The sequence below is a fragment of the Zunongwangia sp. HGR-M22 genome (assembly GCF_027594425.1).
Classification (GTDB): Bacteria; Bacteroidota; Bacteroidia; order Flavobacteriales; family Flavobacteriaceae; genus Zunongwangia.
In genome coordinates this window covers 2,773,291-2,789,020 of the sequence record NZ_CP115159.1, presented here as the reverse complement: position 1 = coordinate 2,789,020, position 15,730 = coordinate 2,773,291, and the positions used below count along the sequence as shown (strand labels likewise).

Annotated in this window: 8 protein-coding genes; all 8 read left to right on the top strand. The window is 39.4% G+C overall.

All coding sequences use genetic code 11. From position 1 onward, the window contains the following. The first annotated feature begins 41 nt into the window (after positions 1-41). The 8 genes from PBT91_RS12180 to PBT91_RS12145 are packed head-to-tail and all read left to right on the top strand — an operon-like array spanning position 42 to position 15,725. On the top strand, positions 42-3,161 hold the full coding sequence (locus PBT91_RS12180; protein ID WP_270058739.1) for a DUF6298 domain-containing protein: 3,120 nt from the start codon (positions 42-44) through the stop codon (positions 3,159-3,161). A gap of 3 nt (positions 3,162-3,164) precedes the next feature. Beyond that, positions 3,165-4,589, top strand: a complete 1,425-nt coding sequence (locus PBT91_RS12175; protein WP_270058738.1) for a glycoside hydrolase family 140 protein — start codon at positions 3,165-3,167, stop codon at positions 4,587-4,589. Continuing rightward, positions 4,589-6,166, top strand: coding sequence for a glycoside hydrolase family 28 protein (locus tag PBT91_RS12170; protein ID WP_270058737.1), 1,578 nt, complete (start codon positions 4,589-4,591; stop codon positions 6,164-6,166). The genes PBT91_RS12175 and PBT91_RS12170 overlap by 1 nt, the downstream gene beginning before the upstream one ends. Further along, the gene (locus PBT91_RS12165) at positions 6,163-7,152 is read left to right on the top strand and encodes a glycoside hydrolase family 43 protein (RefSeq protein WP_270058736.1); all 990 of its coding nucleotides are present in this window, start codon (positions 6,163-6,165) and stop codon (positions 7,150-7,152) included. The genes PBT91_RS12170 and PBT91_RS12165 overlap by 4 nt, the downstream gene beginning before the upstream one ends. A gap of 32 nt (positions 7,153-7,184) precedes the next feature. Then, positions 7,185-9,050: a six-hairpin glycosidase gene (locus PBT91_RS12160; RefSeq protein ID WP_270058735.1), complete on the top strand. Its 1,866-nt coding sequence runs from the start codon at positions 7,185-7,187 to the stop codon at positions 9,048-9,050. Further along, positions 9,051-11,843: an alpha-L-rhamnosidase gene (locus PBT91_RS12155; RefSeq protein ID WP_270058734.1), complete on the top strand. Its 2,793-nt coding sequence runs from the start codon at positions 9,051-9,053 to the stop codon at positions 11,841-11,843. Continuing rightward, a complete protein-coding gene (locus PBT91_RS12150) occupies positions 11,843-13,279 on the top strand; it encodes an alpha/beta hydrolase family protein (RefSeq protein WP_270058733.1) in 1,437 nt (478 codons plus the stop codon). The genes PBT91_RS12155 and PBT91_RS12150 overlap by 1 nt, the downstream gene beginning before the upstream one ends. Continuing rightward, positions 13,272-15,725 carry a glycoside hydrolase family 95 protein gene (locus PBT91_RS12145; RefSeq protein WP_270058732.1) on the top strand — a complete coding sequence of 818 codons (2,454 nt, stop codon included), beginning with the start codon at positions 13,272-13,274 and terminating at the stop codon, positions 15,723-15,725. Before PBT91_RS12150 ends, PBT91_RS12145 begins: the two co-directional genes overlap by 8 nt. Positions 15,726-15,730: the final 5 nt, after the last annotated feature.

Genomic DNA, 15,730 nt, shown 5'->3' with positions numbered 1-15,730 from the left:
GTCAGAGTTTACTAAATGTCCAAAAATCAATAGCATACTGAATGAAAATTCAAAAGAACGTTGCCGTCTTTTTTATAATTTTGAATACTTTCCTGCAAATTCATGCTCAGCAGCAATACGCTGATATTGGTAGGGATAAAAGTGGTAACATCACCTATATCGCTGATCAATCTGGTAATCAGATTCCTGATTTTTCCTATGCCGGTTATAAAATGTCTTCCGAAGAAATTCCAAATATTGCGGCGAAGGTTACTATTTCACCTATCGATGGTGATGCCACTCAAACTATACAGGAGGCGGTAGATTACGTTTCTAATTTAAAACCTAACAAAAACGGATTTCGCGGTGCAGTGGTTCTGGAACAAGGAGTCTTTAAAATCAATGGGACGGTGTATTTAAAAACTTCCGGAGTTGTTCTACGTGGATCTGGAAATATTGAAAACGGCACAACACTACTGGGAACCGGGGTAAAGCGGGAAGCGATGATTCGGGTTTTGGGTAAAAAGGATTTTAAAATTACCGACAGTCTTAAACTTTCTAATGATGTTGTTTCGCTGGGAGCAAAAGAAATCAGTGTGAATTCAAATAAATTGAGTTCCGGGGATCAGATTTTTCTTCAGCTAAAGATGGATCAGCAATTTGTAGACACGCTGCAAATGAACAATTTTGGAGCTGAAACTGGTTGGATTGGATGGAAACCCGAGGATTGGGATATAAGCTGGGATCGTAAAATTACAGGAACGAATTCTGGTAAACTTCAATTAAGCGCACCAATTACCATGAGTTTAAACCCTCAAAAAGATAATATTCACGTATTAAAATATGAGTGGCCCGGGAGAGTTGAAAATATTGGTATTGAAAATTTAAAAATTCAATCGGAATATAATCAGGATAATCCAAAGGACGAACAACATCGGTGGTTGGGAATTTCCATAGAAAACGCCAGAAATGTTTGGGCGAGAAGACTGAATTTTGAAAATATGGCCGGAGGAGCCGTACACATTTTGAAAACGAGCAGCCAGGTTACTATCGAAGACTGTATTTCAGAACATCCGGTTTCTGAAATTGCGGCTTTTAGAAGACATACTTTTTATACTGAAGGGCAGCAAACCCTTTTTCAACGTTGTTATTCAGAATTTGGGTATCATGATTTTGCCGTTGGTGGTTATGGAACTACAGGTCCTAATGCCTTTGTGCAGTGTGAAGCCTATTTGCCATACAGTTTTTCTGGTGCGATAGGAAGCTGGGTTACAGGTATTCTTTTTGACGTAGTGACCATAGATGGTGATGCATTGAGTTTTGCAAATCAGGGCCAATTGGGCAGGGGTTCGGGCTGGACGGCTGCCAACTCAGTCATATGGGAAAGTTCGGCATCTATGATGCAAGTACCAAATCCTCCAATAGCTCAAAACTGGGCATTTGGAGTATGGGGACAATATTCCGGGAATGGCCATTGGAAAGAAGTAAACAGTCATATTTCACCAAGAAGTTTATTTTATGCCCAACTTTATAAAAGATTAGGATCTTCAAGTATGCAGGCTGATATTCTTGAAATTGGAAGCGAACCCTCTTCGAGTCCAACATTAGAAGCTGCTGAAGAACTTACCCAGGAAGCCGAAAATGTGCAAATAGAATTAAAAGATTGGATCTCAAAAGTAAACGAGCGCAGACCTATTCGTTTTAAAAATGCTGGTGCGCAGAGTTTTCAGAATCTAAAATTACCGAAAACAGGAGTAACAGCTAACACTAATAATAAAATAGTCCTTAAAAACGGGATGCTTACGTTTAAAGACAAATTGCTTGCAGGTAAACATTTTTCGGTCATGTGGTGGCGAGGAAGTTTACGTGATGATGATGTTCGAAAATCTACACCGCATATTACCCGTTTTGCACCCGGTAGAAGAGGTCTTGGTTTAACTGATAATTTAGAAGAAACGGTAGCCTGGCTAAAGCAAAATAACATGGTAGCGCTAGATCATAATTACGGTTTGTGGTATGAACGACGTATGGATGATCATGAGCGGGTACGAAGATATGATACCGATACCTGGCCTCCTTTTTACGAGCAGCCTTTTGCCCGTAGCGGGAAAGGAACCGCCTGGGACCATCTAAGCAAATACGATCTTACTAAATACAATACCTGGTACTGGTCTCGCTTACAGCGTTATGCTCAACTGGCTGAAAAGGAAGGGCAGATGTTATTCCATCAGCAATATTTTCAACATAACATTCTGGAAGCCGGTGCTCACTGGTCCAGTTCACCTTGGCGCTCTGCTAATAATATCAACGAAACCGGTTTTCCGGAGCCGGCACCTTATGCAGGCGATAAAAGAATTTTCATGGCTCGACAGTTTTACGATGTCACCAATGAGAAAAGAAAGTCTTTACATAAAGCATATATTGAAAAGTCCCTGGAAAATTTCAAAAATGAAAGTAGCGCCATTCAGTTTACCAGTGCCGAATACACCGGTCCCCTTCATTTTACCGAATTCTGGGTAGATATAATAAAAGACTGGGAAAGCAAAAATGAAAACCAGGCTTATATTGGTCTTAGTGCTACCAAAGATGTACAGGATGCTATTTTGAAAAACGAAGAAAGAGCAGCTGTGATTGATGTGATCGATATTAAATATTGGTACTACCGCCAGAACGGCGAAACTTATGCTCCGGAAGGTGGTAAAAATCTGGCACCAAGACAGCACGCCAGGAAGATGGAAAATGGTAAAGAATCCGATCAATCAGTTTACAGAGCGATAAGGGAGTATAGAGAACGGTTTCCTGAAAAAGCAGTGCTTTATAATACCAATGGTGCGCCTCGTTTTGGCTGGGCGCAGCTTATGGCAACTGCTTCGCTTCCATCCATTCCTGAAGTGGATCTGGAGCAGTTTTATTCAGAAATTCCAAAAATGACTTTTGCGGAAAATGAAACTTTTGAAAGTGATCAATGGACACTTCAGAATATAGGAAAAGCTTATCTAATTTACCTGAATGAGGACAGCTCTTTTTCGGTAGATCTTTCAGATTCTAAGGGAAAATACCAGGTTTATACCATCGATACCGAAACCGGAAAAACCGAAAAAAAAGAAATTATAAAAGCAGGTTCAGAAATAAATATGGAGCCTGGTGCTAATGAACGTTTATTTTTTATAGTCAAGATTTAAATTATGATCAAAAGAATACTTTCCAAATGTCTTCCCATCGCGCTTTTACTGATTGCATTTTCAGCCTGTAATGATAAGCGAAAAAATAAGAAAAATGAACCAGCCGAAGTTGAAAAAGATACTGCATTAACGGCCTTATCAATTTCCGAGAATCAACGGTATTTTCAGCAAGAAAATGGCGAACCTTTTTTCTGGCTAGGCGATACCGGCTGGCTTATGTTTAACAGGTTGGATCGTGACCAGATCAAGCACTATATCGAAGATAGAAAGGAAAAGAAATTCAATGTTATCCAGGCTATGGTGCTGCACACTTTAGAAGCGGTAAACGTTTACCAGGATAGTGCCCTGATGAATAAGAATGTGGCCGAGCCTGTGCTTACGGATGGTGCTAAAGCTTCAGATTCTTTACAGTATGATTTTTGGGATCATATTGACTACGCGGTAAAAACTGCGGAAGAAAATAATATTTACATGGCGCTGGTGCCGGTATGGGGTGGAAATATTAAAGATGTCACCATAGAAGAGGCCAGGGAATATGGTAAGTTTCTGGCTGAAAGATACAAGGAACAGAAAAATATAATTTGGCTAGTTGGTGGAGACACTTTTGGAAATGAATACACCGATGTTTGGAATGCGTTGGGAGAAAGCCTGGACCAGGATAAGCTCATTACTTTTCACCCAAGGGGAAGGCATGATTCTTCAGATTGGTTTCATAATGCCAGCTGGCTGGATTTTAACATGTTTCAATCTGGTCACCGAACCTACGATCAAGATGATACCGAAAGAAATTACGGGGAGGATAACTGGCGCTACGTAAAAACAGATTATAATTTAAAACCTGTGAAACCAACGCTTGATGGAGAACCTTCTTATGAAGGGATACCTTACGGGCTGCACGATACGCTACAACCTTTCTGGAAAGCCCATGAAATTAGACGTTATGCATACTGGTCTGTTTTTGCCGGTGCAGCCGGGTTTACCTATGGTCATAGTGCGGTTATGCAAATGCACCGCCCGGAAGATAAAACCGGTGCCTATGGTAACAAAAAAATATGGACAGAAGCACTTGAGGATCCAGGAGCAAAGCAAATGCAATATCTCAAGGAGCTTATGCTGAATTATCCTTATTTCGATAGGAAGCCAGATTCTGCCCTGGTTGTAAACAGCGGCGAGCGTTATGATTACCTGCCCGCAACCAGTGGCGATGCTTACTCGATGATCTATACTTACAATGGTAGAACTATTGAAATAGATGTAAAAAAGCTACAATTTGACGACTTCGAAGCCTATTGGTTTGATCCTCGAACAGGAAAAAAATCGGAGATAAAAAAACTGCCGAAGATTCAGAATGGGATGATTACTTTCGATCCTGAAGGTGAAAAAGAAGCGGGTAATGACTGGGTATTAATTCTTGAAAAGAAAGCATAATGTTTAAAAATGTTCAACTAGTGATATGTTTACTGCTACCGATGGTAAGTTTTGCTCAGGCAGATTGGATTAATATTGCTGAAAAAAGAAAAAATGTCCAGGATTCTGTAATAACTGATGTCATACAGTCAGCCATTAACGAAGCATCTGAAAAAGGAGGTGGAACCGTTTATTTTCCCGCCGGTGATTATCTTACCGGTGCACTTCGCATGAAGAGTAATATTACATTGCATCTGGATGCCGGTGCTATGTTACGTTTTTCTGATGACTTCAATGATTATCTACCCTTTGTAGAAATGCGATGGGAAGGAACGGTGATGAAGAATTTTTCACCGCTCATATATGCTTATGAAGTTGAAAATATCGCCATAACCGGAAGGGGAACCATCGATGGCCAGGGAAGAAAATGGTGGCTCGAATTATATCGTATTGAAACTGCGGAAGAAAAACCGCCCAGAACCAAATTTCAGAAAATGTGGGTAGAGCAGAATAAAGGCCTGGAGACTTCTGATTATTACCAGAGAACCATGAGTTGGGAATTCTTTCGACCCCCGTTATTTCAGGCGTATCGTTCTAATAATATTTTAATAGAAGGGGTGACTATTCAAAATAGTCCGTTTTGGACGGTAAATCCGGCATTTTGTAATAACATCAAGATCACCGGTGTAACCATATTTAATCCGGAATCACCAAATACTGATGGCATTAATCCAACTTCATGTAGAAATGTTCATATTTCAGACAGTCATATTAGCGTAGGGGATGATTGTATCACCATCAAATCTGGTCGCGATGCTGATGGTCGAAAATGGGCTACACCCACGGAAAATGTAACCATTACAAATTGCACCATGTTAAGTGGTCATGGCGGTGTGGTAATAGGCAGTGAAATGAGCGGGGGAATCAAGAAAATAACTATTTCCAATTGTGTTTTTGATGGAACAGATCGCGGAATTCGGTTAAAAACTGCTCGTGGTCGCGGTGGCGTAGTAGAAGACATTCGCGTTTCCAACATCGTGATGAATAATATTCAGCAACAGGCAATTATGATGAATATGTTTTACGATCACAACGAAACCATCGAGCCGGTTACTGAAAGAACGCCAACATTTAGGAACATCCATTTTTCAGGAATTACAGGTAAGAATATTAAAAATGCCGGACGAATTGCCGGAATAGAAGAAATGCCAGTTGAAAATATCTCTTTTTCAGATATCGATTTTGAGGCAGAGGAAGGTTTTTATATTTCTGTAGCGAAAAATGTAGAGTTTCATGATGTTTCGGTAACAACAAAAAAAGGTCCTTCGTTCGAAATTTTAAATTCTCAAAATATTGTTCTGGATAACGTGGAAACGGAAGAACCACTGGAGAATACGCCGGTGATTAAGATCGAAAATATCAATAATTTACTGCTTACAAATACCGCCATGTTTCAGCCTATGAATTATTTTCTTTCGGTCTCCGGAGAAGAAACTAAAAACATATATCTACAGAATACCATTCTTCCGAATGCAAAAACTATTGTAAAAAAGGGAAGTAAAGTTTCTGAAAATTCAATCCTACAAACTCAAAAATGATGAAAAAAGCATTTCTATTGGTTTGTATAATTGTTGCATTTTCCTGTAAAGACAAAGAGCCAAAAGGTGATAATTCTGAAGGTGAACCAACAACAGAGGCAGTTCAGAAAAAGGAATCAGACTCGGTATATCTTTATACCAGTTTCAGGGAGCCGGCAGATGAAGGTCTTTATTTAGCCTTCAGTGAAGATGGTTATAAGTGGGAAAACCTTGGAGGCCCTTATTTAAAACCAACGGTTGGTAAAAGTAAAATTATGCGTGATCCTTCCGTAGTAAAAGGAAAAGGTAGCACCTACCATATGGTTTGGACAACCGACTGGCGGGGCGGAAATGGATTTGGGTATGCCAGTACAACCGATTTTATGAACTGGAGCGAACCGAAAATGATTCCGGTAATGGCCCATGAACCTGATGTGGTGAACGTTTGGGCACCCGAAGTTTTCTATGATGAACCACGTGATCGATTTATCATTTTATGGGCGTCTACCATACCCTTTCGCTATGAGAAGGGAGAGGAAGAAGAGGAGAATAATCATCGTATGTATTATACCACCACCAAAGATTTTAAAGAGTTCTCAAAAACAGAGCTTTTAATGAATGCAGGTTTTAGTATGATAGACTGCGTGATCGTAAAAAGAGCGAAAGATGATTATGTTCTTATCATTAAAGATAACACACGTCCCAATCGAAATTTAAAAGTCGCTTTTGGTTCAGATCCGTTGGGACCTTATAAAGATATTACAAAGCCTTTTACTGATTTTCTTACCGAAGGTCCTGCCGTGATACAACAGGATGGGAAATATATTATTTATTACGATCATTATGGTGAGAAAAGCTTTGGTGCAGTTGAGACTGAAGACTTTCAGCAGTTTAAAGATATAAGTGATCAAATAAAACTTCCTGAAGGTCATAAACATGGGACAATAACCCGTATTTCAAAAAATGTTCTCAATAGCTTAATTTCCAAAAGTGAAGAATTAAAATAATCTGGATTTTCCATTTTACTAATCTTATTTAAATGCGATTAAATTCAAAGAATTTAAGGCAATTTACTGTAACGGTATTTTGTGCAATTTTCGTGGTATCTGTTAAAGCACAGCAGGTTGATACTATAAAATATACTGGGAATACGCTTTCCAATATCGATTATCATCACGGGCAGTTGAAACCGGTGATTGGTACGCATGCTGTTCAAATCATGCGCGCCAGCAGGGAACATCCTGAAACCGCAGACGATTTTGGATGGACCTATAATCATGCGCCAAATATGGCCTATTGGAATGATACTTTTTTTGTGCAATATCTAAGTAATCCTGTAGGAGAGCATATTCCGCCGGGACAATCCTTTTTAATAACTTCAAAGGATGGTCAAAATTGGGAAAAACCGAAGACACTTTTTCCAGTGTATTCCATTCCTGACGGTTATAAAAAAGAAGGTCATCCGGCAGTTGCGAATGATCTTACTTCGGTAATGCATCAGCGTATGGGATTTTATAATTCTTTAAATGGTAAATTTCTGGCCTTAGGCTATTATGGGATTTCTATGGATCAGCATGATTCCCCTAATGACGGTAAGGGTATAGGTAGAGTAGTTAGAGAGATCTACAAAGATGGAAGTTTTGGAACTATTTATTTTATTCGATATAATAAAAGCTGGGATAAGTCATTATCAGAATTTAAATTTTATAAAAAAAGTAAAGACAAACAGTTTATTGCAGCCTGTGAAGAATTGCTTTCAAAACCTTTAATGATGCAGCAATGGGTTGAGGAACAGGATCGGGACGATCCGCTTATCCCGTTGCAGGAGCAATTTAAGGCGTTTAGTTACTATCATTTACCAGACGACAGGCTTGTAGGGTTGTGGAAACATGCATTAACTTCCATGAGTCTGGACGGCGGAGAAACTTGGGAATATCACCCCTTACGTGCACCGGGATTTGTGAATAAAAATGCGAAGATCTGGGGCCAAAAAACTTCTGACGAAAAGTATGCAACTGTTTATAATCCATCAGAATTCAGATGGCCTCTTGCGGTTTCTACGAGCAAGGATGGTATTGTTTATGACGATCTTTTATTAATTCATGGAGAAATTTCTACCATGCGTTATGGCGGAAACTACAAATCGTACGGCCCACAATATGTAAGGGGAATTCTAGAAGGCAATGGTACGCCGCCAGATGGTAAAATGTGGATCACTTACAGTGTAAATAAAGAAGATATTTGGGTTGCTTCTGTTCCGGTTCCAATTACTGCGACCGCACAAACTCATGCAAATGAAATATTTGACCAGCTTCCAGATGGGAAAGAATTGGAAAAATGGAATTATTATGATTTGCAATGGGCTTCAGCAAAAATTGAGGAAAAAGGGGGTAAGAAATGGCTGGCTTTGAAAGATAAAGATGCTTATGATTATTCCAGGGCAGAACGAATTATTCCTGCTACCAAAAACCTGTGGGCGTCCTTTACCATTCGCACAGCTCAGAATGATCACGGAATTTTACAAATTGAATTTCAGGATGAGAAAGGGCAACCTGCGGTAAGAATCGTTTTTGATGAAAATGGTGAAATAAAGGCTAAAGCAGGATACAGGTTTAGTAAATTAACAGATTACCAAGACGGAAAAGACTATGAAATTGAGGTTCGCCTGGAGCCAGATACCAGATCTTATATGGTGAAAATTAATGGCGGTGACGAAAAGCGCTTAATTTTTTATGCTCCGGTAAATAAATTTGAAAGAATCATGTTTAGAACGGGAGAGCAAAGATATGAGCCTACGCCAGATAGTCCCGCGGCCAATCATGAGGATCTGGAAAATCCGGGAAAAGAGATTCCTGAAACTAAATTTTATATCAACGGATTAAAAACTGAAGAATTTCAGAAATAGATGAAAGCAGCTTCTCAAATATTGTTAGCATTTTTCTTTTCAGCTCTTTTATCCTGTGGCTCTCAGGTTGAAGAAAAAATTCCTTCCGTTACTTCAAATTTGAAAGTTCAATCGCCTGAAGTAGCTATGCAAGAGCAACCAATTGGGATTGATCCTGCTGAAGTGAAATTTGGCTGGCAGTTAAACTCTTCAGCTTTTAATGTAAAACAAAGCGCGTACAGAATCCAGGTAGCAGAAAATAAAAATGCTGAAGCACTGGTTTGGGATAGTGGTAAAATTAATTCTGAAGAGAGTCAGCACATTAAATATAACGGCTCGAAGCTAAGTGATGCTGAAGATTATTACTGGAAGGTTGAAATTTGGAGTAATAATTCGGGATATTCTGAAAGTGAGTGGAACCATTTTTATACTGCTCCAAAACCTGAAGACCTAAATGCTAAATGGATCGGTGCAATTACCAGGGAAGACAGTCACCTTCCCGAAGGTAGAAAAATGCATACGCCAACTTTTAAAAAATCAAAACGAGATTCTATAGTTGCCGCGGCAGATTCTCTTGCCTATCGCAGCATTATGCTTCGAAAAGAATTTGAGAATAAAGAACAGCTCCAATCGGCAAAAGTTTTTATTTCGGGGTTGGGTCATTACAAATTGACTATTAACGGTAAGTCTATAGGAAATAGTGAATTTGCACCTTTATGGACAGATTATGACAAAACGTTATATTATAATATATATGATGTAACCTCCCAGATACAAAACGGAATTAATGCAATTGGTGTACTGCTTGGGAATGGGATGTACAACGTGATAGGCGACAGGTATTCTAAATTCTTTGTGAGTTTTGGCCCTCCAACTTTATTTTTTCAGTTAGATCTTACCTATGCAGATGGTACTAAGGAGACTATAATTTCAGATAGTTCCTGGAAATATGCTAAAAGTCCGATCACTTTCAATACCATTTTTGGGGGAGAGGATTATGATGCCAGGATGGAACAGAACGGCTGGGATAAACCTGATTTTGATGCTGTAGGATGGAAAGATGTAGTTGTGCAGCAGGCTCCTAAAGGCAAATTATTACCACAATTGGCCCCAGCAGTAGAAATTACAAAAACGTACGAAGTTAAAGCATCTAATAAATTGGCTGATACCACGCATCTACTGAACATGGGCCAAAATCTTTCCGGATTTCCTAAAATAAAGGCCCGTGGAGCCAAAGGCCAGAAAATTAGAATATGGGTTGGAGAAAAATTAAAGGAAGACGGCACAGTTTCCCAGGGTGGCTCAGGAAAACCGTATTATTATGAATATACGTTTAAGGGCGAAGGTGTTGAAGAGTGGCGACCCTATTTCACCTATTACGGTTATCAATATATTCAAATAGAAGGAGCGAATTATAAAGCGGAAGATATTCAGGGTGCTCCTACAGTTCTGGATGTACAGTCCCAATTTGTAAACAATTCTTCAAAACCTGCCGGAACTTTTGAAAGCTCGAATGAAATTTTCAATAAGACGCATCAGCTAATCGATGCGGCTATAAAAAGTAATTTCCACAGTGTTTTTACAGATTGCCCACATCGTGAAAAGTTAGGATGGTTGGAAGAAACTCATCTTAACGGTCCCGGATTATTTTTCAACTATCATTTGGAAGGGTTTATTCCGAAGGTGATGCAGGATATTGCAGACGCGCAAAGAGAGAACGGTCTTATTCCTAATATTGCTCCGGAATATATTGTTTTTGGGGGCGATTTTACCGATTCTCCGGAATGGGGTCTTGCAGGAGTGATTTTGCCTTGGATGTATTATGAATATTACGGAGATTCTTCGTTAATTAAAAAATATTATCCGGTAATGAAGAAGTATGTAGATTATCTATCTTCTACAGCAAAAAATCATATTGTAGATCACGGACTTGGTGACTGGTATGATTTCGGTGAACACGCCGCCGGATATTCAAAAAATACCCCTATAGCAGTATCGGCAACCAGTCATTATTTCTACGGATCAAAATTATTGGCTAAAGCTGCTAAAGTGCTGGGCAAACCGGCAGATGTTGAAAAATATACAGCGCTCACCGAAGAAATAAGAGCTGCGTTTAATGATCAATTTTACAATGCAGAAAAGGGTAGCTACGACACAGGAAGTCAGTTTAGCAATGCGGTGCCCATTTATATGAACATCGTTCAACCTGAAAATAAAGAAAAAGTATTGAAGAGCCTGATGGATACTATCAAGGCAAATGATTATAGGCTTACTACGGGCGATGTGGGTAATCGCTATTTATATCAAACACTGGCTGAAAATGGTAAAAATGAAACCATGTTTAAATTGCAAAATCATTATGAGACTCCAGGTTATGGTTTTCAGATTAAATTCGGATTAACCACACTTACTGAGCAATGGGATCCAAGAAACGGAAATTCTTTGAACCATTTTATGATGGGCCAAATCGAGGAATGGTTTTATAAAAGTCTAGCAGGAATAGTTCCTGATCCTGAATATCCAGGATTCAAGCATTTTTATTTGGAGCCTCAATTGGTGGGAGATATGAAATTTATAAACGCAACTTACCAATCAATATATGGCAAAATCGTTTCTGAATGGAGCAAAGAAGCAAAGAGAAATGTCTTTAACTATAGTATTCCTCCTAACACTTCGGCAACTTTAAAGTTACCAGCCTCTAAAAAATCTGAAGTTATGGTGAATGATAGTAAATTAGAAAACTATACACTTAGAAATAACAGAATCGAATTCAAACTCGGTTCGGGAAATTACAAAATCGTAATTAAAAATTAATGGACTACATAAAAAGTCATATCCTAAATATTTATAGCTGGAAGAGTTTTATTCTTTTAACAGTATTTTTTAGTGGTTTTTATTCATGGTCTCAGAATTCTGATAATAACTTTAATAAGCCTATTTCGAAAACGATTGAGGTAATTGAAGAAATATATAATATTAAAATAAACGATGATCTAAATCTTTTAGATAACAAAACACTAGATTATGCTGATTGGCGCATTGAACAGAATAATTTGGAAGTATCCCTTACCGCGATCCTTGCGCCATTCGATTTAATGTACTGGAAAGAATCAGATTCGGTGTATAGCATTCGAAAGTTTGATTACCCTAGAAGAACACCGGATGTTGGAAAATACCGGTTGAACTATTTGAGCAATCTTTACGAAGATAAAGCCGAATGGGAAGAAAGAAAAGCTGGTTTAAAATCCTGTATACTCGATGCTTTAAAATTGCAGGATGCACCAAATATTGGCGATCCTAATGTTATTCTTACCAAGAAAAGAAAGTATAAAGGCTACAGTGTAGAAAATATTGCTCTGGAGATTGTACCCGGAGTTTATACCACAGGTTCTATTTACAAGCCTACAAGATCTGGTAAAAAAAGTGCGATAATTCTAACACCAAATGGGCATTTTGGCGATGGGCGCTATCGGGAAAGTGAACAAATACGATGTGCAAACCTGGCCAAAATGGGAGCAATTGTGGTAAGTTATGATCTTTTTGGTTGGGGAGAATCTGCGCTTCAGTTTTCTTCAGTATATCATAAGACCAGTATGGCGCAAACCATTCAGGTTTTAAATGGTAAAAAATTACTGGACTATCTTCTGAAGCTTCCGCAAACTGATACTAGTCGCGTTGGAATTACCGGTGGCTCCGGTGGAGGTTCACATACGTTGTTTCTAACGGCTATTGACGATCGCATTAAGGTTTCAGCGCCGGTAGTGATGGTTTCTTCCTACTTTTCCGGAGGTTGTCCATGTGAAAGCGGTCAGCCAATCCACTTATGCGGCAACGGAACTAATAATGCCGAAATTGCAGCAATGGCCGCTCCCAGGCCACAACTTATTATTTCAGACGGGCAGGACTGGACGCAGAATGTACCGGAACTGGAATTTCCTTTCATTAAAAATATATACTCGTTTTATAAAGCTGAAGAACAGGTTAAGAATGTTCATTTTCCTGAAGAAGGTCATGATTACAAAGAATCCAAACGAAAAGCGATGTATCAATTTATGGCGGAACATTTAGATCTGGATCTTTCAAAAATCATGAAGAATGGAAAAATTTCAGAAGAGATCACTTTAGAAACTGAAGATCAGATGAAGGCTTACGGTTTGAATGCAGAAAATTTCCCGAAAAATGCTATTTCAGATATCGAAGAGCTATACGCGCTTTTCGGGCAGACATATGAAAAAGACACACATGAATAAGGTTTTAAAACATATTAGTTTTTTGATGTTATTGTTTTCAGCGATATCCGTTAAGGGACAGGCTGAAAATGATCTGAAGTTATGGTATAATAAACCAGCCGAAAACTGGAACGAAGCCTTACCAATTGGCAATGGTCGCTTGGGAGCCATGATCTTTGGAAATCCTTCCGTAGAGCGTTTGCAGCTAAATGAAGAAACCATCTGGGCAGGACAACCTAATAGTATTGCTCATGATAAAGCCTTGAAAGCGTTGCCAAAAGTTCGAGAACTGATTTTCGAAGGAAAATATAAAGAAGCTCAGGACCTGGCAACGAGCGATATTCGATCGCAAACCAATAATGGGATGCCCTATCAAACTTTTGGGAATGTTTATATTTCATTTCCCGGTCACCAGAATTACACCAACTATTACCGTGATCTGGATATTCAGAATGCCGTAGCTTCGGTTTCTTACGAGGTTGATGGCGTAACTTATAAAAGAGAAATCCTTTCCGCTTTTAAAGATGATGTGGTGACTGTAAAACTTTCTGCAGATCAACCCGGGAAGATTACTGCCAATATTCTAATGAATAGCCCTTTTGACAAAACCGATCCGGTTAGCAGGGACGACGTAATAATGCTTGACGGGACTTCCAGTGACCACGAAGGATCGCGCGGCGGGGTGGATTTTGAAGGCCGGGTAGCAGTATCCACTAACGGTGGTTCTGCTGTTTCTGAAAACGGAAGTATCTCCATTAAAGAAGCAGACGAAGCAACAATTTATATTTCAATCGCGACCAATTTTAAGAATTATAAAGATCTTTCTGAAGATGTACGCAGCAAAACTATAAGCTTGCTGGATGCGGCTAGAAAAAAAGATTTTGAAACGATCAAAAAAGATCACACTAACTATTATCAGAAATTTTTTAATAGAGTTTCCCTGGATTTGGGTGAGTCTGAAGCGATGGATGAGCCAACAAATCTGCGTATCAAAAATTTTTCAGAGCAGGATGATCCGCAATTGGTAGCACTGTATTTCCAGTTTGGAAGGTATTTGCTCATTTCCAGTTCACAGCCGGGTGGTCAGCCTGCAAATCTTCAGGGAATCTGGAATGATATGCTTTTCCCCCCATGGGAAAGCAAGTATACCATGAATATCAATGCTGAAATGAATTACTGGCCTGCAGAGTTGACCAATTTACCGGAAATGCACGAGCCATTTATCCAGCTGGCCAAAGAGGTTAGCGAAACTGGGAAAGAGACCGCGAAGATCATGTATGATGCTGAAGGTTGGGTGTTGCATCATAATACCGATATCTGGCGAATTACCGGGCCAATCGACAATGCGCATTCTGGGATGTGGCCGAGCGGCGGCGCCTGGTTAATGCAGGATCTTTGGGAACGCTACAACTATTCCGGTGATAAAGAATATCTGAGAGAGATCTATCCCATCATGAAAGGTGCTGCGGAATTCTTTTTGGATTTTATGATCCCACATCCCGAATTTGGTTATTTGGTCGTGGTACCTTCCAATTCTCCTGAAAATTCACATGGAGGCGGTGAAGGAAATGCTTCAATTACTGCAGGAGCCACAATGGATCAGCAATTAATGTTCGATCTTTTTACGCGTACTGCAGAAGCTGCTGAAATCCTAAATCAAGATGTAGAATTTGTTCAGAAATTGAATGGTGCAAAGGAGAAACTAGCACCAATGCAGATTGGCCGCTACGGACAATTACAGGAATGGTTAAAAGATTGGGACGATCCTGAAGATGACCACCGTCATATTTCACATTTATACGGTTTATTTCCCAGCAACCAGATTTCACCGTTCAGAAATCCCGAATTATTTGAAGCTACCAAAGTGGTGCTGGAGCATCGCGGAGACAAATCTACCGGTTGGTCTATGGGCTGGAAGGTAAATTTATGGGCGCGATTACTCGATGGAAATCATGCGTATAAATTGTTGAATGACCAGCTGAGCCTGGTGGGGAGCGATGGTGGTGGTAGTTATCCAAATATGCTGGATGCACACCCGCCTTTTCAAATTGACGGAAATTTTGGCGTAACCGCCGGAATCGCTGAAATGCTAATGCAAAGTCATGAAGGAGCAATCCATATGTTACCGGCTTTACCAGACGCATGGAAGCAGGGGTCGATTCAGGGAATTCGCGCACGAGGCGGATTTACTATTGAAAACCTGCAATGGGAAAATAATGAAATTAAAGAACTAAAGATCAAATCAAATCTTGGCGGAAATCTTCGGTTGCGTACGGAAACAAAACTGGATTTAAAAAAATTAAAGGTAGCTAAAGGTGAAAATCCCAACCCGTTTTTCAGAATTAATCCAATTCAGCAGCCAATCATAAAAGATAAATCTAAAACCACGCGGCCTGATTTGCCAAAATATTACGAATACGATATAAAAACTGAAAAAGGTAAGACCTATACGTTTTCAGCAAAATAACATTT